Source organism: Micromonospora sp. ALFpr18c, from assembly GCF_008868155.1.
GTDB lineage: Bacteria > Actinomycetota > Actinomycetes > Mycobacteriales > Micromonosporaceae > Micromonospora.
This window is the reverse complement of record NZ_WBKR01000012.1, coordinates 1-22,980: the sequence shown is the minus strand read 5'-3', so window position 1 is coordinate 22,980 and position 22,980 is coordinate 1. Positions and strand designations below refer to the sequence as shown.

Sequence of the window (22,980 nt, the reverse complement as noted above, 5' to 3'; positions counted from 1 at the left end):
CGGATGGCCGTCGTCGTACCGCGAGAGGAATGGCGCCGTCCCGGGCCGACGCCGCAGCAGCGCCGCAACGACGTGTGGCTCGGGCTGGCGGTGACCGGGCTGGCGCTGGCCAGCCTTACCCTGGCCCGCAGCACCGGGGCGTTCCTGCTGGGGCCACCGCCGTCCGGGCCGGAGCAGCTGCTCTGGGCCGTCGCGGTGACCCTGCCGCTGATCTGGCGCCGCCGCTGGCCGGCCGCGACCCTGCTGGCCGTCTCGGCGGCGTTCATCGCCGCGCAGGCACGATCGGCCCCGGAGACCCAGTTCTCCTCGTGGGCGCTGTTCTGTGCCCTCTACACCCTGGGCGCGTGGGGGCCCGATCACCGGTTGGCCCGCCGGCTGCGGATCGGCGTGATCGCCACGATGTTCGCCTGGCTGGGTGTGTACTACGCGGTGACGATCGACCACATCCCGCCCGACGCGTTCGCCGACGCGGTCGGGCCGGTGCCGCCGGTGCTCGCCGCGATGGTCACCGGCGTCCTGGTCAACGTGCTCGTCTTCGGGTTCGCGTACTTCTTCGGCGAGACCGCTTGGGTGGCCGCGCGGCGCGAGCACGAGCTGTGCGAACAGGCCGAGGACCTGCGCCGCTCCCAGGCCGAGGCCCGGGAACGGGCGGTGCTCGGTGAACGGGTCCGGATCGCCCGGGAGCTGCACGACGTGGTCGCCCACCACGTGTCGGTGATGGGCGTGCAGGCGTCCGCCTGCCGGCGGGTGTTCGACCGCGACCCGGGCAAGGCCCGCACCGCGCTCACCGCCATCGAGCAGAGCGCCCGCACGGCCGTCGACGAGCTGCGCCGGATGCTCGGCGTGCTGCGCGCCTCCGGCGACGCCGACGTCGAGCAGCCCACGGCCGGCGACGTCGAGCGGATCGCCGAGCTGGTCGAGCGGGCGCGGGCCGCGGGCCTGACGGCAACCCTCGGGGTGTACGGCGACCCGGTCGCGCTGCCCGAGTCGGTGTCGCAGGCGGCCTACCGGGTGACGCAGGAGGCGGTCACCAACACGCTGAAGCACGCCGGGGCGAGCCTGCTGGACGTGCGGGTCCGCTACCTGGCCCGGGAGGTGGAGGTCGACGTGACCGACGACGGGCGACCCGGTCGACCCGACGCCGCCGGGCTCGGCCTGATCGGCATGCGCGAGCGGGTCACCGCCCACGACGGCGAGTTGGAGGCCGGCCCCCGCGCCGGCGGCGGTTGGCGGGTACGCGCCCGTTTCCCGCTCGCGGACCAGCCGGCCGGCGGCCCCCGGAAGAGCACCGACGAGCGGTCGTCCGTCACCTCCGGCGCGGAGCGGTCGGCGTGAACGGCGCACCGGGTGCCCCGATCCGGGTGCTGCTCGCCGACGACCAGCACCTCGTCCGCACCGGATTCCGGATCATCCTCGAGGTGGAGGACGACATCGAGGTGGTCGGCGAGGCCGCCGACGGCGAGCGTGCCGTCACCATGGCCCGCGCCACCCGACCCGACGTGGTGCTGATGGACGTCGAGATGCCCGGGATGGACGGGCTGGAGGCCACCCGGCGGATCACCGGCGACGGGGCCGGCGCCCCGGCGGTGCTGATCCTCACCACCTTCGACCGCGACGACTACCTGTTCGCCGCCCTGCGCGCCGGGGCCAGCGGCTTCCTGCTCAAGAACGGCACACCGGAGGAACTCATCGAGGCGATCCAGGTGCTCGCCCGGGGCGACGGCCTGCTCGCCCCGGAGATCACCCGCCGGGTCATCTCCACGTTCGCCCGCCCCGGCGACCCGGCCGGCACCGCCCACCGGGGGCCGGACGCCGACGCCGCACTGCGCGAGCTGACCCCGCGTGAGTCCGAGGTGCTGGTGCTGCTCGCCGCCGGGGCGAGCAACGCCGAGATCGCCGTCACGATGCACCTCGGCGAGGCGACGGTGAAGACCCACGTGAGCCGGGTACTGGCCAAACTCGGCCTGCGCGACCGGGTCCAGGCGGTGGTCTTCGCGTACGAGAACGGGGTGGTACGCCCCGGCGGGTGACCGGTATCCGTCGCGGGACGGACCCCGCACCTCAACCCCCGGGCGGACGGCACGCGGACGTACCCGATCTAGCGTGGGCGCGTGACCAGCACGCTGCGCCTGGACGGCGTCGACCGCAGCTTCGGCGACCGGCAGGTACTCAGGAACGTCTCCTTCGAGGTGGCCGCCGGCCGGATGACCGGCTTCGTGGGCGCCAACGGCGCCGGCAAGACCACCTCCATGCGCATCATTCTCGGCGTGCTCGCCCCGGACGCGGGCGAGGTGACCTGGGGCGGTGCGAAGCTGACCCGGCAGGACCGGCGGCGCTTCGGCTACATGCCGGAGGAGCGGGGTCTCTACCCCAAGATGACCACGCGGGAGCAGGTGACCTACCTGGGCCGGTTGCACGGCCTGGACGCCCCTGCCGCCCGGCGCGCCACCGACGCCCTGCTGGAACGGGTCGGTCTCGCCGAGCGGGGTGACGACCTGCTGGAGACGCTGTCGCTGGGCAACCAGCAGCGCGCCCAGATCGCCGCCGCCCTGGTGCACGATCCGGAGGTGCTGGTGCTCGACGAGCCGTTCTCCGGGCTGGACCCGCTGGCCGTCGACACGGTCGTCGCGGTGCTGCGGGAACGGGCCGCCGCCGGTGCGCCGGTGCTCTTCTCCAGCCACCAACTCGACGTGGTCGAGCGGCTCTGCGACGACCTGGTGATCATCGCGGACGGGGGTATCCGGGCGGCCGGCAGCCGCCGGCAGCTGCGCGACACGTACACCGTGCCCCGCTACGAACTCATCGTGGCGACCGACGCCGGGTGGGTACGCGACGAGCCCGGGGTGACCCTGGTCGAGTTGGACGGCGCGCGGGCGGTGTTCGACCTGCCGGCCGGCGCCGACGAACAGCCCGTGCTGCACGCCGCCCTGGCCCGGGGCCCGGTCCGTGCCTTCCGCCCGGTCAGCCCCTCGCTCACCGAGATCTTCCGAGAGGTCACCCAGTGAACGTCACCCAGGCCACCCGGCTGGTCGCCGAACGCGAGATCCGGGTCAAGCTGCGCGACCGTACCTTCCTGTTCGGCACGCTCTTCTTCCTGCTGATCGCCGCGGCGGGCACCATCCTGCCGCCGCTGCTCTCCGGCGGGCCGGACAGCGTCGCGGTGACCGAGAGCGCGGCCGGTCCGCTGCGCGCCGCCGGTCTCGACGTCCGTGTCGTGCCCGACGACCGGGCGGCCGAGCGGGCCGTCCGCGACGGGGACACCGACGCCGCAGTGGTCGCCGGGCCGACGGTGCTCGCCATGGACGAAACCCCCGAGGACGTCGTCCGCGCGCTGAGCAGCGCACCGCCGGTACGGTTGCTCGACCCGGACGCGGTCGACCCGGTGGTGGCGTTCCTGGTGCCGTTCGTCTTCGCGTTCGTCTTCTTCATCACCTCGCAGACCTTCGGCGTGCAGATCGCGCAGAGCGTCATCGAGGAGAAGCAGACCCGGATCGTGGAGATCCTGGTCGCCGCCGTACCGGTCCGGGCGCTGCTGGCCGGCAAGGTCGTGGCGGGGGCGCTGCTGGCGCTGGGTCAGATCGCGCTCATCGCGGTGGTGGCGGTACTCGGACTACAGCTCGGCGACAGCGGGGGCCTGCTCACCCTGCTCGCACCGGCGATCGGCTGGTTCGTGCCGTTCTTCCTGCTCGGATTCGTGCTGCTCGCCGCGATGTGGGCGGCGGCCGGCGCCCTGGCGAACCGGCAGGAGGACATCGCCGCCGTGTCGACGCCGGTGCAGTTCGCCGTCATGCTGCCGTTCTTCGCGGTGATCTTCCTGAACGACAACGACACCGCGATGCGGGTGCTGTCCTACCTGCCGTTCTCCTCGCCGACGGCCATGCCGCTGCGCCTGTTCACCGGGGACGCGGCCGCGTGGGAGCCGATCGTCTCGCTGGCCGTCCTGCTGCTCGCCGCCGGTGCGTTCCTGGTCGCCGGCGCCCGGGTGTACGAGGGGTCGCTGCTGCGGACCAACGGCCGGACGTCGCTGCGCACCGCGTGGCGGGAGCGGGAGACGATCGGCTGAGCCGACGCCGCGCCTCCGCGGGCGCCGATGGCCGAAGCGCTGGTCGAAACCTGCACCGGCGGCGCGGACCAGGTGTTCCTGGTCGACGCCCTCCCGGAACGCTGACCGCCCCACCGGGTCAGCGGGCCGGGGGCACCCGGTCCCAGCCGGCGGGCAACGGAGACGCCGACCAGGCGGGGTCGGGCTCCCACTGCGCCCAGCCCTCGTCCCACCAGAGCTGCCCCGCGTCGAGCAGCGCCGCGATCCGGTCACCCTCGGCCCGAATGGCGTCCGCCATGCCCGGGTAGCGCCCCTCGACGAGGCGCTGGGCGAACATGTCCACGTCCTTCCAGACGTACCGGTCGGCGTCCGCCGCCCACCACAGGTCCAGCTCGTGGTCGAGGGTGTCCACCCCGATCGGCGTACGCCGCACCGGGTCCTGGAGGTTGAAGTACCAGCCGGCGAAGTCGCGCCCCGGGCCCGTCCAGAACACGTCGACCGAGTGCGCCTCGCCGGGGCGTTGCAGCATCACCTTGCCGTGCCCCGACCAGGCGCGGTGCCCGGCGGTTTCCCACGGATGCCGCCCACAGGGGAACGTACCCGTCTGCGGGAAGCCGAACTCGGCACCCGGCGGGAGGTAGAGGGCGAGCAGGTCGGGCGAATCCTCGACACAGATCGTCGGGCAGCCGAACCAGACCTCGCCCCGAAGGACCTCGCGCCGGACGACCACATCGCCCGGCGCGTACCGGCGCACCGTCGTTTCCATGACCCCGACCTCTCCCCGCTCCAGCCAACAACCCCCAGGAGCGTACGGACCTGCGGGACGCCGGGCCCCGCCGACGCTGCTCAACGACGCGGCGGCGAAGCGTTCAGGCTTCCGCGTACATCTCGACCTCTCGGCGACCCGATCCCTCGTTGCCGCGAAGCCGCGCGGCAGGCTATTCGGCTGCTTTGGCGAGCGTCACGAACGCGGACCACGCTGCCGGGGTGAAGGTGAGCGCCGGTCAGATCAATCATGGTGCCTCTCCACCGTTCGTTGGGAAGTCGAGGATCACGAAGCCACCTGACACCACCACCTGAGTGATGGTGCCGTTGCGATACGGGTCGAAAGATATCTACGCCACACGCCGGTTGGGCACGCCGCGCACCACTCCGTTGGTCGCCACCACGGGCCGGTACGTCTGCTGCGATGTGCTCGACATGTACTCCATACTCGACGTGGCGTCGCCTGCCGGCCTCTGCGGCTCACCGTGCTGGGAGTTGAGCCGAGCCACCGCCGCAACGGTAAGCCGGTGCGGCTGGCCCACATTGCCCACGGCAGGTTGCGGCCGCGCCACATCACGTGTCCGCTCGTCCCGTATTGTCTCGTCGTCGCCCGATCCGCCTTCGAAGGACGGCACCAACGGGATGGTCGAGGGAGCGAAGGCCACCTCGGGCGCGCCGGAGGCTGCGGTTTGTGGCGCACCCTGTGGCTGCACCGTCTCGAGCTGACCTGCGCCCCCGAGCCGCACGACCCGCCCCTCGGGGTCGATCCGATGTCGGGAAACGGTGCCGTCGACGGCGGTGTGCTCGATGTCGACGTAGGTCTCCAACTCGTGCGCTACCTGCCGGCCCACCTGCACCGGACTGAGGCCGACCGGGGGCAGCGTCCGTCGGCCGACGGCCTCCTGCCAGTTGTCGCCGTGCAGCGCGATAACCCGGTTGGTGATTCCGATGTCGATCTTCTGGGCTTCGGTCAGCCGGCGGGCCGCCACCGCGCTCGGCTGCCCGTCGGCCAGCCTCCGCAGCTCGGCCAGCTGCTGCTGCTCGTGTCGCACCGCGGCGAGCTCCGTGGCGGCCCCCAGGCCGGTCAGCTCCTGTTCCGCCCACGCGAGGGTGGCCTCGAAGGTGCGCACGATCACATGGCCCTCCCGACTGGTCAGCACCAAGCCGGAGGGCGGGCGGACGGACGACGATCGAGGCCCGCCGCCGACGTCGGCGCGTAGCCGCTGCGCCACCTCGCCCGCCGCCGCGAACTGGTCGTAGCCGTCTCGCCCTACCCTGTCGAGCTGGTCGATCAGGTCGCGTCGCGGGGTGCCCGCCCGAGGGCCCGGCGAGGTGGCCGGGTCGGTGTCGGAGGCCGTGCGCGGCGGCAGCTTCGCCATGCGCTGGCGCAGCTCGTGAACCTCGCCGGCGGTCAGCAGGGCGTAGACGTCGCCGCTGAACGGGTCGCTCCACTTCCAGTTGCCGGACTGGTCGGGCAGCACGATGTTGGCGACCGTACGGCGGGCCACCAGCCGGAACTTGCCGCGCATCTGCACCAGGTAGGTCGGGCCCTGCTGCTTGACGTGCTGCTCGCGGCGGTAGTTCTCGGTGTGTGCGGTGCCCTGGTTGTGGGTGTGGTCGGCGCCGGTGCCGGCCTCGCCGGTCGCCGTGTCGCTGTTCCACGGACTGGTCTGGTGGGCGAAGTCCTTGATATGCGTGGCGCCGCCGCCGTCCGCCCCGAGACTCCAACCGGCCCGGGGCGAGTCGGTGGAGTGGGCGAACGACGTGCCGTCCTGGGTCTTGCGTAACGCGCCCGGGCCGTTGCCGCTGATCGGCGCGACGATCTGCAGGTTTAACAGGTCTCCAACCAACGACATCCGCACCCGATAGCTGCTGCGACCGGGCAGGAAGATGTCATCGCCGAGCGGATACTCCTTGCCGCCGATGGCCTCGTGCAGGTGCCCCTGCAGGTGCGTGCGGGACAACTCGATGGGCAGCGAGAGGCTGGACAGGAAGGCGGGGTCGTCGGCTTCGCTTCCGACCAGGTCGGCCAGCAGCTTGCGGGCGACGGCCGGTGCGTCATCGAGCAGCGACGCCTTCAGGTAGCCGTCGCCCGGCCAGTCCACGAGCGCCCGGTAGTCCGGCAGGTGCGGGCCCGCCATGGGCCGGGCGTCGCCGATGCTGCGCGGGATCTTCAGCACCGTGGTGCCGGTGAAGGAAGCCCGCACCGGCTGCGCGTGGCCGGCCAGCAGTCGGTAGGTGGCGGTGAGCGGTCTGTTCAGGAACTGCCCCGCCAGGTCGACCCGGCGGACTTCCACATCCAGGCGGTGTCGAACCTCTGCGCGGTAGTCCCCGTTCCAGTCGTAGACGGTCTGCTGGTTGCTCTCGGTCTGCGCGCGGGTCACGCTCGTGTGGCTGCCCGTGCCCACCTTCGCGCCGAGGCCGGCGCCCAGGTCGCCCCGGGGCAGATCGTTCGTCGGGTCGCCGGGATTGTGGTGGCCGAGCGACCCCCGGCCGGCCAGCCCGGCGCTCGCCGAGTAGCCGAACTCCCGCGACTTGCCCTCGCTGCGGCCGTTGTAGCCATGCGTGTAGTTCTCCAGGCCGGTCCCGGGCACGAAGTCGTTCACTTCCGGCCGGGAGACCATCCGGTACTTCAGGTTCACCAGGACGGCGTCGTGCAGCACCCCGCCGATCCGGTTGGCCAGCACGAGACTGACGCCGTCCTTGTGCAACATGTCCTCGACGAGCGGTTGCTCCCGCCCGCCGGAGAGCAGCGCCTGCAGGGCATCGATGCCGCCCTGTAGCCGTCCGAGGACGGGGCCGTCGTCGTCCCCCCACTCCTCGGACCGCTTTGCCAGCAGGCCGGGCGCGGCCCGTTCCACCATGGCGTGCACGAACGAGAATGCGCTCGAACCCGCCGGGATGCCACGGGCGGGATCGCCATCGAACTTCAGCTCCTGGATGCCGCTGTGCCCCAACGCCTTCGGGCCGGTTCGGGTCAGATAGGGCGGGATCCACCGGTCGGCGAACGGGTTGACACCACTTCCGACGGCCAGCCTCGGGAACATTTCGTTGAAGCGCGCCGCGGCATCTCCGGTGATGTACAGCTCGCCGTTGTCGTGCCTGGCCTTCACCATGCTCGCCCAGACGGCCAGCGGAACCCGGCTCATCTCCTGGCGCCATGCGCCGAGCTCGGGACGTGACCACATGTCCGCGAACCGGCGGGCCAGCAGCCCTGCGACGGTGTTGCCGCTGAGCTGCAATGTGCCGTCGCCCCAGGACGTCAGGGCGTTGACCAGCAGTTCGTCGGGGACGGGCACCCTGTCCTTGGCATAGGCGGTCAACGCGTCGGGCTCGGAGAGGAGGTACAGCATCTCCTTGTCGGCGAGCGTGTCCTGGTCGGGTCTGCGGATCGACGCCCAGGCCAGCTTGCCGTGCTTCTCGTGCACGGCGTCAACGGTGAAGTCCAGTTTGGTGGCGAACGCGTAGGCACGGCGGAAGTCGAGCTCCAGGAACTCCTTCGCCGCGGCTCGGACGCTGGACTCGGACCGGGCCACGCCCCACCACATGGTGCCACCGGCCGACCCACGCAGGTCGAGGTTGTCGCTGTGGCGCGACGAGCCGCCAGCGGCGAACGACAGTGGGTCGAGGTTGTCGCTGTGGGGCGACGGCGACGAGCCGCCAGCGGCGAGCGACAGTGGGATGATGCGGAAGCCCCGGGAGCGGTTCGCCGTCTGGGTCGCCTGGGAGAGCCAGAGTTTGATCTTGCCAAGAGTGAACTGGTCGGCGGTGGAGCCGGCGAAGCGGCTCGACCGCATGGTGGCGCCCAGCGCCGCCGACGCGGTGCCGTCGCGCCATATCCCCGGATCGAACAGGTGGTCGGTGGTGTACTCGCGGTAGAGGACTTCCTTGAGGTGCGAGCGGATGAGTATGTTGCCGCCGAACTTGCTGATCGCGTCGTCGTTGATCTTACCTGGGCCGTGTAGATCCGGCAGGAGCGCGCGGAGCGCGCTGGTCACGCCAGAGCTGTCCACGTACAGGATGACCGCCTGATCGATGACGTCCCTGGCGGTCGGCTGGGCAAAGATGGCCTGGCCGCCCCGGGCAGGATTGTTGAAGGCGGGCACGAGGTGCACGGTCGCCATCGCGTTCCTGACCTCGATGGGCCGTGGCATGGTGAGGCTGCTGCTGCTGTAGTCGATGGTGACCGTGTAGTGGCTGGGCAGCCGGAAAATGTCCGCTGGGCCGGGATGCGCCAGCAGCTCAGGCCGGTTGACCATGAGGAAGAGACCCTCGCTGGCGCTGACTTTGCGGAAGTACTCGATGCCCATGGTGTAGCCGCGGAACCACTTGTACCGTGGTTTGTCGCCGTTGTAGCCCACAGTGACCGTGAAACCGGTGCTGGCGCCCTTGCCGCCCCCAGCGCCAGGCGCCGCCCAGTCCATTCCCATGGCCAGGTTCACGCTGTCGTACTCGTTGGTGCGCCGCACGTAGTACGGCGAGTGCCGGTTGCCCTCGTGGTCCTCGTAGCCCTGCAGACGCTGCCCCGCCTTGATCGTGATCCGGGCGTGGGAGGTGAAGCCACCCTTGTGGCGCAGAGTCAGGGTGAAGGCCATGCCGTCCTGATGGATCGGGTCGTAGTGGGAGTCGAAGCCGGCCTCCGAGACCTTCTTGTCCAGCAGGTGCGCGTTGTCTACACGGCTGTCCCGCTTGCCCTTACCCGCTGCGAACGGGTGCTCCTTGTCAGGTGCCAGAAATCCGGTGCGCCGCAGTTCGGCCTCTAACCTGGCCTTGATGTCGTTGATCACGGCCTCGTCCACCTTGATCAAGCCGTGGCCCACGCCCTTGCCGTTGAGCACGTGCAACGGCAGCGGCGCCGCGACCGGGTCGTCCGGCTGTGGCGCGGTCCCGCGGACAGCGCCCGGGGCCGGAACGGTGGCGGACTTATCGGTCAGCGCATCCTCGTCGACTGGGAAGCCGTGTGTGAAGGCGTCCGGCTCGGCCACTCGTAGCAGCGCACTGCCGCAGACCTCCCGTACCGGCCGAGGGGCGGCCTGCGGGCTGTTGGCGACACTGACCGTAGCCTTGTGCTTCAGCCGTACCTGATAGCCGTTCGTGAAACCGGTGTAGCGGCTGACGAGTACCCACAGGCCGGTGCGACCCGAGCCGAGGCTCGTCGAGGTCGACGAGCTGAATGAGGCGTGCGCCATGGCGGTCATCTTCAGCAGCGTCGTCGGCACCAGGTCGGCACCGCCGCTGACGCTCCCCTTCGTCTCCTGGGAGATCGCCTGGTTGCCGCTGACTCCCTCGATGGCGGTGCGAACCTCCTCGATGGGGGCCTCGTTGGTGGTCGCGCCGACCTGCTCGATCGCGGTGTCCCGAGTGGTGCGGACGGTGACTTCGGCGAGTTCGTGCCCGCGGTCGGCGATCGTGAAGCGGTAGCCGTCCTTGTGGTTGACTGCCTTTTTCAGGTTCGTGTCGAGATTCGACAGCTTCTGCCACAGCTGGGTGCGTTGTGGACTGCCGATCGGCAGGGCGAGCCCGGCCTCGCGCAACTCCGCGACGATGTTGTCGAACAGCTTCGGCAAGTCGGTGAGCCCGGCGGCGGCGAGGGTGTCGGGCAGCCGCCCCTGGCGCGCGACGTGGTTCTTCAGCAGGTCGAGGTGCTCGTTGTGCCGATGCAGGTCGGCATGGTGGCGGCCGAGCTGTTCGTAGTACCGGCGCTGCGCGTCGTTCCAGGCCCGGAGGTCGGTCTCGTGCTGCATGGTCTGCTGGGGCGTCGGGTTGTCGGGCAGTGCCGGCCTCGGCGCCGCAGGTCTACCCGGTGCCACCGGCGCCGGCCCAGCGTCGTCGCCAGCCGAGGGCGACCGCACGGTCACCGTTTTGTCCGGCGCGGCGCTCAGGTAGTGGTCGTTGACCCACAGCAGCAGCTTCTCCTGCGCCGGGCCGTCGACCGCGTGGTGCGGGACGTCCTCCCAGCGCACGGTGGGGTCGGTGCGCAGCTGCACCCGCCAGTTCGGCACGTAGGCCAGCAGCGTGGAGGAACCCCGGTTGATCTCCACCATTCCGGTCTCGGCGTCCTCCACGGTGGTGAGGGACTTCGACACCTTGTTCATTGTCGCGTTGAGCGCCACGCTGACCTTGGCTACCTGCGCCGGGCCCGGGCCGACGCCGAAGCCACCGCTGATTGCGGCGTTGGCGTTGGTGACGCCCATCGTGCCGGAGTGCGTGGTGCTGTGGGTGCCGGTGAGGAAGCGGCCGTTGATCGTCTCGTTGCTGTGGAAGCCGCCGTCAGGCTTGGCCGGTGCTCCACCGGCGCCTTGCGCCCCGCCTCCGGTGGCCGATTCCTCGGTACCGCCGGGAAAGGCGCCGCTCTGCGACGAGGGACGATCGAAGGAGCCCGAGGGGTTGGCGACCTTCCACGGGTGCGTCGGGTCTATGGTGATGAGCGCCTCGGCCCGACCCAGTCCGATTATCGCCCCGCCGACCAACTGCGGATAGTTGTTGAGCAGTTCCTGGCCCAGGATGCGCAGCCGCTCGGGCGGCACGGTAACCCCCGCGGCCGCGCCCAGGTTCTTGACCATCTCGTTGACCTGCGCCAGGTGCGGCAGGCCGGCCTTCGGCACCCCGAGGGCACGCACCGCGGAATGCGCCTGCACCGGCTCGGCCAGGCCCACCATGACCTGGTCGCCACCATGGACGAGCACCGAGGCGAGCACCGCCGGGGCCGCCCGCCCGGGCGACGCCACGGCTGCCGCTGCCGGTTCGACGGCATGCCGGATCGCCTCGCCGGCGCCCATGCGCATCCGGACTGGGATCGGGAACGCCATCCTGTATGTACTGCGGCCACCGGGGCCAAGCGGCTGATGCTTCCCGTCGACGCGCTGGATCTCCAACCGGACCCGGGTGTCGTAGACGCCGTACCGGCCGGAGTCGTCGCGCATCAGCGTGTCGCCCGAGCGGAACAGGTTGCTGAACACCGAACCGGCCCACCCGCTCACGTCACCGCTCGGGGCGGTGGTGGGAACCTGCGGGCGGACCGGAGGCTGCTCGCTGGCATGTGCGAGCCGGCCACTCTCGGCGATCGCACGGATCCGCACACCGGGTGGGTTGGTCCCCGGCACGTCCGTCCAGCCGGCCAGCATCTGCGGCAGATGCTCGGTGAGCCGGTGGGCGAAAAAGTCGTACAGGTTCTGGTAAGTCGGGCTCGCCGCGGTGAAGTCCGGGAAGACCGACTGGACCAGTTCGGCAGCGCCGTGCAGCGGCGCGCCGGCGCCCTCGACCTCCACGACGCCGAGCGGCTGCTGCTCGGTGAAGACCAGATCCGTCGGTAGGCCGCGGCGGTTGTGCGGAGCCGTGTAATCGTCGGAGAGGTGCCATTGCAGGCCATTACGCACGGTGAACCGGGCGCCCGGAGTGCCCGTCGACGGGTTGTGCACGTCGGTGACGTCGGTGACCGAGAAATGCACATCGTCGATGTGCCGGACCTTCGGCTGCACCGGCCGGTGCAGGGTGAGCGCCTCCCTGGCAAACGCGCTGACGGTCGTCCCGAGCTGCGGACGCTGCGTCGGCGCGAGCGAGTAGCGGCTCCAGTCGCCGTAGTTGACGGCCCGCACGATGATCTCGCGCGGTACACCGTTGCGGGTGAACCGCAGCCAGTAACCCTCGCCGAAGAACTGCTCCGGCTGGTTTCGCAGCGCCGCGGCGAGCGCGTCGAGCGCAGGGCGGGGCAGCCCGCCCTGCTCGCCGATGTGCCGGGCGATCGCGTCCACCAGCTTGAACGCGGGCCGGTCGCGTCCGGGCGTGACCGGCATCGCCTTCGGCAGCATGCGCTGATCGCCGAACCTGACGGTGCCCGTCGGCACGGGCGGCCGCGACGTGTCCTTCTCCAGCCACGGGCGGCGGTCCTGGCTGGCCAGCCTCGACTCGCGCACGGGTGTCGGCAGGTCCGCGTTCTGCTCCGGTGGGTTTGGGGTGGCCCGGTTGCGCTGCTCCAATCGGCGCAGGTAAGCCCACTTCTCCGCCGTGGTCGGCCTGGGGTTGCCCGGCAGCGCGGTGCTGCTTTCGGCCCAGACGCGTGCCTCGTCCAGGGTCAGCGGCCGGGTCCGCTGCCCGGTGAGGTCGCGCAGCGGACCCGCGAACTGCTCCTGCTCCATCCGGGTAACCCGCTCGGTGACCCGGCCCACAGCCGGCATGCGCGGCTCGGGCAAATGCTCGACGACGGGTTCCGACGGCCGGAGCGCCGGCCCGGCGTCGCGGCGAGCCTCGATCAGGCTCTCGACGAGGTCGAGGTAGCGCTGCCGGAGCCCGCCACGCGGCTCGGCGGCGGCCTCCGCCGGAACTGGGTCGTCGAACGTGCCCATCAGCGAGCCGGGGATGTGCAAGAGCCCTTCCGGCTCGCCGGGGTGGCGGTTCTCCTCGCGTAGACCTAGCTGGTGGCCGAGCTCGTGCGCGTAGGCCTGGCCGGTCAGGCCGGGCCGCCATCGACTCTGCGTTACCTGCTCGTGCCGGTGCGACAGGTCGACCTGCAGGTGCGCCGGCCCCTCGGTGACCGGTTCGACGCTGACCTTCAGCGTGCCGTGCCTGCGGAAGCGGTGCTCGGGCCGATTGAAGTGCTCCTCCACGCCGTTGCGCACCGACCGCCAGGTCTCGGCCAGCTCCGCCGCGCTGACGGTCGCGTCCGGCACCATCCGCACCTTCACCGTCAGCTCGCTGACCGGCCGGCCGTGCTCCGAACGAAACACCGCGTCGAACGCCGCGCGGGTCCGTACGCCGGTCACCGGGTGCACCCACACGGCATCGACGTCGAGCACCTCGGTCGGTTGCTCCTTCTGCCGCCCGGCCAGGGTGTCGGCCACGGCGCCCCCGGCGATGACTCGCTCGACGGTCGGGTCTGATGGGGGCGGAGACAGCCCCCGCGTCGGTCGATAGTCAGTCATGAGTGCGACGGGGGCGGGGGGCTCACCTGATCCACTCTGGTTCCTAAGGTCGCACCGACAATGTTTCGCCTATGTTACGCCAATGTTCCTCAGCAAATAAGTACCCTTCAGGAGGTCAATGGCGAGCATGAGTTGCCGACCAGGCGGCGGACCCGTCGACGCTCACCGGTCTACGCGGTGCTGGTCGGGGGGCGTGCCCGTTCGCCGCGATCGCGACTGGGCCTGGAAGCTGGAAGCTGGAAAGGCAGGTCAGCGCCCGGGTACCCGATCGAGAGCCCCACGCCCCACGCCCGCTCAGCGCGGCAGACGCGCCACGTGCCGCACGAGTTCTCCGGGCACGGGGGAGCCCTCTCGGAGACTGATTCCGTAGCAAGAACCTGTCTACCGAGAGCTCCGCGTCCTCACACCACGCTGTCCGCTATGGACGCTGCCCGCGCCATCCCGTACCGCGTCCGCATCCTCGAACACACCGCACTGCCCGACCATCTGTCGCAGCTCGGTCGCCGTCATGCCGGGCAGGTCGCAGACACTCAGCCGATTTGTGCGAGCGTCTCGTCGGAGACATCGAAGTTCGCGTAGACGTTCTGCACGTCGTCGCAGTCCTCCAGGACGTCGATCAGCTTGAAGATCTTGCGCGCGCCCTCCTCGTCCAGCGGCACGTTCATGCTGGGGATCAGGGAGGACTCGGCCGACTCGTACTCGATGCCGGCGTCCTGCAGGGCGGTACGCACCCCGATCAGGTCGGTCGGCTCGGAAACCACCTCGTACGCCTCACCGAGGTCGTTGACCTCCTCGGCGCCGGCGTCGAGGACGGCCAGCATCACGTCGTCCTCGGTGGTGCCCTCCTTGGGGACGATCACCACGCCCTTGCGGGAGAACATGTACGACACCGAGCCGGCGTCGGCGAGCGACCCGCCGTTGCGGGTGAGCGCGGTGCGCACCTCGGTCGCCGCGCGGTTGCGGTTGTCGGTGAGGCACTCGATGAGCATGGCCACGCCGTTCGGGCCGTACCCCTCGTACATGATCGTCTGCCAGTCGGCGCCGCCGGCCTCCAGGCCGGAGCCGCGCTTGACGGCGCGGTCGATGTTGTCGTTCGGCACCGAGCTCTTCTTCGCCTTCTGGATGGCGTCGTAGAGCGTGGGGTTACCGGACGGGTCTCCGCCGCCGGTCCGCGCGGCCACCTCGACATTCTTGATCAGCTTGGCGAACATCTTGCCGCGCTTGGCGTCGATGACGGCCTTCTTGTGCTTGGTCGTCGCCCACTTTGAGTGGCCGGACATCTTCTACCTCCGTCTGTCATTCCACGCCTGCGTCGACTGCCGCACCGATTCCGCGCCTGATCCGGCGATCCGGCGGCCGGTCGGTCCCGCGGGAGATGCCCGCGCCGGGCCACGGCCCTGCCGAACCGCGGCAATCTTACCGAGGTCGGACCCCGGCATGTCACACCCGGGACCCGCCCGGGGCGGCGGCACGGCGCCAGGGCACCCTCAGACCAACGGCCCAGGCGCCCGATCCATGCCCGCTGGCCGGAGTCGGCCGCTCAGGCGGCGCGGACCAGCTCCGCGAAGTACGCGTGCACGCGCAGGTCGCCGGTCAGCTCGGGGTGGAACGAGGTGGCCAGCAGATTGCCCTGCCGTACCGCCACGATCCGGTCGGCGGCCGGGCCGCCGGTCACCGTGCCGATCACCTCGACACCGGCGCCGACCCGCTCAACCCACGGCGCCCGGATGAACACCGCGTGGAACGGCTCGCCTGGCACCCCGTCGATCCGCACCGGCGCCTCGAACGAGTCGACCTGGCGACCGAACGCGTTGCGTCGCACCGTCATCTCGATGCCGGCGAAGCCGCGCTGGTCGGGGCGGCCGTCCAGCACCTCGGAGGCCAGCATGATCATGCCGGCGCAGGACCCGTAGACCGGCATCCCGTCGGCGATCCGCTTGTCGATCGGCTCGCGCAGCTCGAAGATGTCGGCGAGTTTGCTGATCGTGGTGGACTCGCCCCCGGGGATCACCAGGCCGTCTACCGCGTCCAGCTCCCCCGGACGGCGGACCGGGCGGGCGTCCGCACCCACCGCGGTCAGCGCCGCCAGATGCTCGCGGACGTCCCCCTGAAGCGCGAGCACACCGATGGTGGAACCGCCCATGCTCACCAACCCCGTTCGGCCAGGCGGTGCGGCTGCGGGATCTCGTCCACGTTGATGCCGACCATCGCCTCGCCCAGACCACGCGACACCTTCGCCAGCACGTCCGGGTCGTCGTGGAAGGTGGTGGCCTTGACGATCGCGGCGGCCCGCTGGGCCGGGTTGCCGGCCTTGAAGATGCCGGAGCCGACGAACACGCCCTCCGCGCCGAGCTGCATCATCATGGCCGCGTCGGCCGGGGTGGCGATCCCGCCCGCGGTGAACAGCACCACCGGCAGCTCGCCGCTCTCGGCGACCTCCTTGACCAGCTCGTACGGCGCCTGCAGCTCCTTGGCCGCGACGTACAGCTCGTCGGCCGGCAGTGCGGAGAGCCGGCGGATCTCCTGACGGATCTTGCGCATGTGGGTGGTGGCGTTGGAGACGTCACCGGTGCCGGCCTCACCCTTGGAGCGGATCATCGCCGCGCCCTCGGTGATCCGCCGCAGCGCCTCACCGAGGTTGGTCGCGCCACAGACGAAGGGGACCGTGAACGCCCACTTGTCGATGTGGTTGGCGTAGTCGGCCGGGGTCAGCACCTCGGACTCGTCCACGTAGTCGACGCCCAGCGACTGGAGGATCTGCGCCTCCACGAAGTGCCCGATGCGGGCCTTGGCCATCACCGGGATGGAGACCGCCTCGATGATCCCGTCGATCATGTCGGGGTCGCTCATCCGCGACACGCCGCCCTGCGCGCGGATGTCCGCGGGCACCCGCTCCAGGGCCATCACCGCGACCGCGCCGGCGTCCTCAGCGATCGTGGCCTGTTCGGCGTTGACCACATCCATGATCACGCCACCCTTGAGCATTTCGGCCATGCCGCGCTTCACACGAGCGGTGCCGACGACGGGGGTGGTGCCGGTGGTCGGTGCGGTGTTTTCGGGCACGGGTCATCGCTCCTCGAACGCGCTGTGGGGGTGGCAGCGAAAATGCTACGCGTGGCGTAACGCCGCGCCGACAGCCAATCAGACCCCCGGTGGCCTGCGGTGTGGCACTGCTCACCGGTCCGCCGCGACCGCCGGGTCAGCTCGCGGGCACGTCCGTGGGCACCGTCAGGGTCGGGTCGTCGATGTCGAAGTACCGCGGCCACTCCCGGCCCCGCCCCATCCGCAACAACCGCACCAGCGGGCGGCTGCGCGCCGAACGGGCGTCGCGGACCAGGTCGGTGTGCACCTGCCGGGACAGCGCCAGCCGGCGACTGGCGGCGATGACGGCCCCGCAGTCCGGATCGGCCGGGTCCAGCCGTACCGAGCGCAACTGGCGGGTCAGGTCGTTCTCCGCCGCCTCCCGCTCGTCCGGGTGGGCGTCCAGGGCGATCCGGGCCGCCGCGTACAACTCGACGCCGAAGCGCCGCTCAGCCAGCACGGCGGCCGCCGCCGCCCGGCGCAACAGGTGGGCGTCGAGAGCCCGCGCCGCCAGCTCCGCGCGGCCCTGCAGCCGCTCGACCCGCCCGGCAGTCCAGATGAGGTACGCCGCGACCAGCCCCACGACCACGCTCGCGGCCACCACCCACCACATGTGCGGCATCGTAGTGCTGCTCCGTTTCGCCTCCGATTGGGCGCGGCCCCGCCGGTCCCCCGGTCACCGTCCGCACCATGCGTCACACCGGCTCAGCTCAGCCCCACCCATTCCTGGTCGATGACCCGCCCGTCGGTTGCCTCGATCGCCGCTGCGTATACCTCCATCACGCGGCGGGCAACCACCGGCCAGTCGAAATTCGCCACCACCTGATCACCGCAGGCGCTCAGGGTGGCCCGGCCGGCCGGATCGTCGAGCAGCTCGGTCAACGCGTCGCGCAACCCCACCGCATCCCCGGTCGGGAAGAGCCGCCCGGCCCGGCCGCCGTCGAGCACCCGCCGGAACGCGTCCAGGTCACTGGCGACCACCGTCGTACCGGCCGCCAGGGCCTCGGTGAGGATCATGCCGAACGACTCGCCGCCGGTGTTCGGCGCCACGTAGAGGTGCACGCTGCGCAGCATGCGCGCCTTGTCCGGTTCGGTGACCAGGCCGAGGAACGTCACCCGCTCGTGCAGTTCCACCGGGAACTGGTCGTACAGATCGTCGGGGTCGCCCGGGCCGGCGACCAGCAGCCGCAGCCCGGGGCGGCTGTCGGCCAGCGCCACGAACGCATCCCGCAGCACCGGGAAACCCTTGCGGGCCTCGGTGAACCGGCCCAGGAAACCCACCGCGCCGCCGGCACCCGGTGCGCACTCCCCCGGCCAGCCCGGCAGCGGCTCGGCGTCGGCGAACTTGGCCACCGCCACCCCGTTGGGGATCTCCACCGCGCCGCCGTCCATGTGCTCGACCTGGACCTTGCGGGCCAGCGCGCTCACCGCGATGCGGGCGGTGATCCGCTCCAGCACGATCTGGAGTACGCCCTGCGCGGCGGCCAGCACCCGCGAACGGGTCATCGCGGTGTGGAACGTGGCCACCACCGGCCCCCGGGCGGAGAGCACGGCCAGCAGCGACAGGCTCAACGTGAGCGGCTCGTGCACGTGCAACACGTCGAAGTCGCCGTTGGTGATCCACCGCCGCACCCGGGCCGTGGAGACCGGCCCGAACGCGATCCGGGCCACCGAACCGTTGTACGGCAGCGGCACGGCCCGCCCGGCGGACACCACGTACTCCGGCAACGGGGAGTCCTCGTCGGCCGGGGCGAGCACGCTGACCTCGTGGCCGAGGGTGATCAACGCCTCGGCGAGATCCATCACGTGGTTCTGCACGCCGCCGGGGACGTCGAAGGAGTACGGACACACGATGCCGATCCGCATGCGTCAGCGACCCCCGTCCGCGACAGCGGGACACCACCTCACGGCGCCCACCTCGCTCGCGACCGTGGGGCTCCGCCGCGCTGCGCTCCTCGCGCTCACCGTGCCAACCTCGCTCGCGACTGCGGGGCTCCGCTGCGCCGCGCTCCTCGCGCTCACCGTGCCCACCCCCTCTAGGCCCGACCGGAGGACGGCGTGGGCGACCCCGTGCCGCCGGCCGGCGCCCGCTGGTCCAGCCACATCCGCTGCAACATGTGCCAGTCTTCCGGATGGCGGGCGATACCCGCCGCCAGACGGTCGGCGATCAGCTGCGTCAATGATCGGACGCGCTGGTCCAAAGGCCCCACCTCGGGACCCGGAACCGGCAGCGGACCGGCCAGCGACGCGCACGCCGCGTCCGGTTCGTACCACATCGAGGCCACGTAGAGCGGCGCGCCGGTGTGCAGCGCCAACAGGGCCGGACCGGCGGGCATCCGGGTCTTCCCACCGAAGAAATCCACCTCCACGCCCCGGGCGGAGAGGTCACGGTCGGCCAGCAACGGCACCACCGCACCGGCACGGAGGCGGTCCAGCAACACGTCGAACGCCGGCCGCGGTCCCCCGTGGGTCGGCAGGATCTCCATCCCGAGGACCTCTCGGAAGGCCGTGAACCGCTTGTAGACGCCCTCCGGTTTCAGCCGCTCCATGACCGTGGTGATCGGCCAACCGGTGGCCGCCACCCAGGCACCCGCGGCATCCCAGTTGCCGGCATGCGGCAGCGCCACCACCGCGCCCCGGCCGGCGGCGACGTCGGCGGCGAGCAGGTCGGCGCCGTCGAGCCGGAACCCGGACAGGATCTGCGACCGGCTCAGGGCGGGCAGCCGGAACGCCTCCATCCAGTACCGGGCGTACGAGCGCAGGCCGCGCTTGACGAGATCGTCCAACTCGGCCTCGGGCAGCTCCGGGCCGACCACCCGGCGCAGGTTCGCGCGCAGTCGAGCCGTACCCTTGCCGCCGCCGCGATGGGCGCGGTCCGCGCCCGCCTGGAACGCCGCCGCCACCAACGGCCGGGGTAGCGCGCGGACCACCCGCCACCCGGCGACGTAACCCAGCTCGGTGAGGTTCACGCGACCGGGCCGCCGGTCGCGCGCCGAGGCGCCGTGTGCGCCCGTCCCCTCACGCCTGGCCGTCCGGCTGGAGCTGCTGCGCCTGGCGGTAGACGTGTGCCATCCGCTGCCCCACCGTGAAGATCGACACCGCGGCGAGCAGCCAGAGCGCGATCTCCAGCGCCGGCTTCACGCCCACGCCGGTGAGGATTCCGCCGACGCCGACGATCAGCAGCCGCTCGGTGCGCTCGGCGATGCCCACGTTGCAGGTCATTCCGAGCCCCTCCGCGCGGGCCTTCACGTAGGAGACCAGGCTGCCGGCGGCCAGGCAGACCAGCGCGGCGGCCACGCCGGAGTGGTCACCCTCGGTGGCCAGCCAGTACGCGACCGCGCCGAAGACGGCACTGTCGGCGACCCGGTCCATGCTCGAGTCGAGGAACGCCCCGAACCTGGTGGAGCCGCCGCTCATCCGGGCCATCGTCCCGTCGAGCAGGTCGGTGAGCGCGAAAACGGTCACAATCAACGCGCCCGCGACCAGGTGGCCGCGAGCACCGAAGCCGAGCGCGCCGACGAGCACACCAACGGTGCCCGCGACGGTGACGGCATTGGGGGTGACGCCCGCGCGCAGAAGGGCACGGGCAATCGGCTCGACGACGCGGGTCATCCCCGCGCGGGCCGACACTTGGAAGATCTTCGCCATGGCGGTCCCCACGATAACGGTCCGCCCAGGTCCGGCGATACGGCCGCCCCTCCGACCCGCCCGGGGCAGGCTTGTGCCTACCCGACAACGGGTGTGAGATCGAGCCGGGGGGTGAGCCAGCTCACCCCCCCGCCCGTTGAGTTCTCGCTGTGCAGCAGACCACCGGAGGATATCGCCGCGCACTCGCCCCGGGCCGCACCCCGTCGCGCGGCGGTCGCCACCCACCACCGGCTGAGGGAGGTGCGCCCCATGGCGCAGAAAAATCAGGAAAAGGGGTCCACCGGCGGCACGCCGGTGGTGACCGAACCCGACCGGGTACGCAACGTGGTGCTCGTCGGGCACTCCGGAGCGGGCAAGACCACCCTGGTCGAGGCGCTGCTCGCCGCCACCGGCACCATCGGCCGGGCGGGCAGCGTGGTCGACGGCACCACCGTCGGCGACCACGACCCGGCAGCGGTACGCCAGCAGCGCTCCGTGAGTCTGTCCTGCGCGCCCCTGCTGCACAACGGCATCAAGGTCAACCTGCTGGACACCCCCGGGTACGCCGACTTCGTCGGCGAACTGCGCGCCGGGCTGCGGGCCGCCGACGCCGCGCTGTTCGTCGTGTCCGCCGCCGGTGGCATGGACGCGGCCACCGTGGCCCTGTGGGAGGAGTGCGCGGCGGTCGACATGCCCCGCGCCGTCGCGGTGGCCCGACTGGACCAGCCCCGCGCCGACTTCGACGAGACCGTGGCGCTGTGCCAGCGGCTCTTCGGCGACAACGTCATGCCCCTGTACCTGCCGATGCTCGGCGACGACGGCGTCTCCACCGAAGGTCTGCTCGGCCTGGTCACCCGCCGCGTCTTCGACTACACCGCCGGGCTCCCCGCCGACGTGCGCGACCCCGACCCGGAGCACCGGCCCGCCATCGACGAGTCCCGCAACGAGCTGATCGAGGGAATCATCGCCGAGAGCGAGGACGAGACCCTCATGGATCGCTACCTCGACGGCGAGGAGATCAGCACCGACGTGCTCATCGACGACCTGGAGAAGGCCGTCGCCCGCGGCCACTTCTACCCCGTCGTACCGGTCTGCGCCGAGACCGGCGTCGGCCTGGACGCGCTGCTGGAGGTGCTGACCGCCGCGTTCCCGTCGCCGCTGGAACACGAACTGCCGGCGGTCACCGGTGTGGACGGCTCACCCCGGCCCCCGCTGACCTGCGACCCGGACGGGCCGCTCGTCGCCGAGGTGGTCAAGACCACCGTCGACCGGCACGTCGGGCGGGTCTCGCTGGTCCGGGTCTTCTCCGGCACGCTGCGCCCCGACCAGACCGTACACATCTGCGGGCACGGCATGGCCGAGCGCGGTCACCCCGACCACGACGCCGACGAGCGGGTCGGGCACCTCTACACCCCGCTGGGCGCCACCCTGCGCGAGGTGTCGCTCTGCGTCGCCGGCGACATCTGCGCGATCACCAAATCGGGCAGCGCCGAGACCGGCGACACCGTCTCCGCCAAGGACGACCCGCTGCTGATCGCACCGTGGGAGATGCCGGAGCCCCTGCTGCCGGTCGCGATCGTCGCCCACAGCCGCGCCGACGAGGACGCGCTCGCCCGCAACCTCGCCCGACTCGTCGCCGGCGACCCCACCCTGCGACTCGAACGCAACTCGGAAACCCACCAGCTGGTGCTCTGGTGCATGGGCGAAGCCCACGCCGACGTGGTACTCGACCGGCTCCGCGCCGGCGGTGTCGAACTGGACACCGAACCGGTCAAGGTGTCACTGCGCGAGACCCTCACCGCCCCCGCGAAGGGCCACGGCCGGCACGTCAAGCAGTCCGGCGGCCACGGCCAGTACGCGGTCTGCGACATCGAGGTCGAGCCGCTGCCCCGCGGCGGCGGCTTCGAATTCGTCGACCGGGTCGTCGGCGGCGCCGTGCCGCACAACTACATCCCGTCGGTGGAGAAGGGCGTCCGCGCCCAACTGGAACGCGGCCTGGTCGCCGGCCACCCCGTGGTCGACCTGCGGGTCACCCTCGTCGACGGAAAGGCGCACAGCGTCGACTCGTCCGACGCCGCCTTCCAGACCGCCGGCGCGCTCGCGCTACGCGACGCCGCCGAACGCGGCCAACCGGCACTGCTGGAGCCGATCGACGAGGTCACCATCCGAATCGCGGACGGCTCGGTAGGCACCGTGATGGGCGACCTGTCCGGCCGGCGCGGCCGGGTGCTCGGCACCGAACCCGACCCGGACACCGAGGGTCGCACCCTCGTCCGCGCCGAGGTGCCGGCCATCGAACTGCTCCGGTACGCCGTCGAGCTGCGCTCGATGACCGCCGGCACCGGCACCTTCCGCCGCCACTTCGTCCGCCACGACCCCATGCCCACCCACCTGGCCGACCAGGCCCGCAAAGAACAACTCCCCTAAATCCCACAGCCCCGCCCGCAACCCCGGCTCGGCCCGGCGCGGTTCGGGTGAAGCACGCGTCGATCATGGAATCGTGGTGGGCGGAATGTTCATCTGAGCCCTATTTGTGAGGCACCACAA

General features: G+C 71.3%; 14 protein-coding genes. 5 read left to right on the top strand and 9 right to left on the bottom strand.

All coding sequences use genetic code 11. The features are described 5' to 3' along the window. The first annotated feature begins 3 nt into the window (after window positions 1–3). The 4 genes from F8271_RS04520 to F8271_RS04505 all read left to right on the top strand — a co-directional run bounded on the left by F8271_RS04520 (window position 4) and on the right by F8271_RS04505 (window position 4,063). Complete coding sequence (locus F8271_RS04520) at window positions 4–1,335, top strand: sensor histidine kinase (protein WP_151488401.1); 1,332 nt, start codon at window positions 4–6, stop codon at window positions 1,333–1,335. Beyond that, window positions 1,332–2,030, top strand: a complete 699-nt coding sequence (locus tag F8271_RS04515; protein ID WP_151488373.1) for a response regulator transcription factor — start codon at window positions 1,332–1,334, stop codon at window positions 2,028–2,030. The genes F8271_RS04520 and F8271_RS04515 overlap by 4 nt, the downstream gene beginning before the upstream one ends. A gap of 81 nt (window positions 2,031–2,111) precedes the next feature. Continuing rightward, on the top strand, window positions 2,112–3,005 hold the full coding sequence (locus F8271_RS04510; protein WP_151488372.1) for an ABC transporter ATP-binding protein: 894 nt from the start codon (window positions 2,112–2,114) through the stop codon (window positions 3,003–3,005). After that, the gene (locus F8271_RS04505) at window positions 3,002–4,063 is read left to right on the top strand and encodes an ABC transporter permease (protein WP_151488371.1); all 1,062 of its coding nucleotides are present in this window, start codon (window positions 3,002–3,004) and stop codon (window positions 4,061–4,063) included. Before F8271_RS04510 ends, F8271_RS04505 begins: the two co-directional genes overlap by 4 nt. Before the next feature lie 118 nt (window positions 4,064–4,181). On the opposite strand, the gene F8271_RS04500 is transcribed toward F8271_RS04505, so the two are convergent. The 9 genes from F8271_RS04500 to pgsA all read right to left on the bottom strand — a co-directional run bounded on the left by F8271_RS04500 (window position 4,182) and on the right by pgsA (window position 20,454). Next, entirely contained in the window at window positions 4,182–4,808 is a 627-nt protein-coding gene (locus tag F8271_RS04500; RefSeq protein WP_151488370.1) for a DUF402 domain-containing protein, read from the bottom strand. 349 nt (window positions 4,809–5,157) lie between these two features. Further along, the gene (locus tag F8271_RS04495) at window positions 5,158–13,644 is read right to left on the bottom strand and encodes a hypothetical protein (protein WP_151488369.1); all 8,487 of its coding nucleotides are present in this window, start codon (window positions 13,642–13,644) and stop codon (window positions 5,158–5,160) included. A gap of 611 nt (window positions 13,645–14,255) precedes the next feature. Further along, complete coding sequence (locus tag F8271_RS04490) at window positions 14,256–15,005, bottom strand: YebC/PmpR family DNA-binding transcriptional regulator (RefSeq protein WP_151488368.1); 750 nt, start codon at window positions 15,003–15,005, stop codon at window positions 14,256–14,258. Between the two features lie 260 nt (window positions 15,006–15,265). After that, on the bottom strand, window positions 15,266–15,868 hold the full coding sequence (pdxT, locus tag F8271_RS04485) for a pyridoxal 5'-phosphate synthase glutaminase subunit PdxT (protein WP_151488367.1): 603 nt from the start codon (window positions 15,866–15,868) through the stop codon (window positions 15,266–15,268). A gap of 2 nt (window positions 15,869–15,870) precedes the next feature. Then, window positions 15,871–16,788, bottom strand: coding sequence for a pyridoxal 5'-phosphate synthase lyase subunit PdxS (pdxS, locus tag F8271_RS04480; protein WP_151488366.1), 918 nt, complete (start codon window positions 16,786–16,788; stop codon window positions 15,871–15,873). Window positions 16,789–16,924: 136 nt separating this feature from the next. Further along, on the bottom strand, window positions 16,925–17,428 hold the full coding sequence (locus F8271_RS04475) for a hypothetical protein (protein ID WP_151488365.1): 504 nt from the start codon (window positions 17,426–17,428) through the stop codon (window positions 16,925–16,927). An 83-nt stretch (window positions 17,429–17,511) separates the two neighbouring features. Continuing rightward, window positions 17,512–18,672 (bottom strand): glycosyltransferase family 4 protein, encoded by a 1,161-nt coding sequence (locus tag F8271_RS04470; protein WP_151488364.1) that lies wholly within the window; start codon window positions 18,670–18,672, stop codon window positions 17,512–17,514. Between the two features lie 170 nt (window positions 18,673–18,842). Continuing rightward, a complete protein-coding gene (locus F8271_RS04465) occupies window positions 18,843–19,775 on the bottom strand; it encodes a phosphatidylinositol mannoside acyltransferase (protein WP_151488363.1) in 933 nt (310 codons plus the stop codon). A gap of 49 nt (window positions 19,776–19,824) precedes the next feature. Next, entirely contained in the window at window positions 19,825–20,454 is a 630-nt protein-coding gene (pgsA, locus tag F8271_RS04460; RefSeq protein ID WP_151488362.1) for a phosphatidylinositol phosphate synthase, read from the bottom strand. A gap of 249 nt (window positions 20,455–20,703) precedes the next feature. Between pgsA and F8271_RS04455 the strand changes: the two genes are divergently transcribed. Then, window positions 20,704–22,860 (top strand): elongation factor G-like protein EF-G2, encoded by a 2,157-nt coding sequence (locus F8271_RS04455; RefSeq protein ID WP_151488361.1) that lies wholly within the window; start codon window positions 20,704–20,706, stop codon window positions 22,858–22,860. Window positions 22,861–22,980 lie beyond the last annotated feature (120 nt).

Coding starts and splice junctions, on each gene's coding strand:
- F8271_RS04520 (WP_151488401.1), top strand. CDS start 4: ATGGCCGTCGTCGTACCGCGAGAGGAATGGCGCCGTCCCGGGCCGACG.
- F8271_RS04500 (WP_151488370.1), bottom strand. CDS start 4,808: ATGGAAACGACGGTGCGCCGGTACGCGCCGGGCGATGTGGTCGTCCGG.
- F8271_RS04490 (WP_151488368.1), bottom strand. CDS start 15,005: ATGTCCGGCCACTCAAAGTGGGCGACGACCAAGCACAAGAAGGCCGTC.
- pdxT (WP_151488367.1), bottom strand. CDS start 15,868: ATGGGCGGTTCCACCATCGGTGTGCTCGCGCTTCAGGGGGACGTCCGC.
- F8271_RS04475 (WP_151488365.1), bottom strand. CDS start 17,428: ATGCCGCACATGTGGTGGGTGGTGGCCGCGAGCGTGGTCGTGGGGCTG.
- F8271_RS04470 (WP_151488364.1), bottom strand. CDS start 18,672: ATGCGGATCGGCATCGTGTGTCCGTACTCCTTCGACGTCCCCGGCGGC.
- pgsA (WP_151488362.1), bottom strand. CDS start 20,454: ATGGCGAAGATCTTCCAAGTGTCGGCCCGCGCGGGGATGACCCGCGTC.
- F8271_RS04455 (WP_151488361.1), top strand. CDS start 20,704: ATGGCGCAGAAAAATCAGGAAAAGGGGTCCACCGGCGGCACGCCGGTG.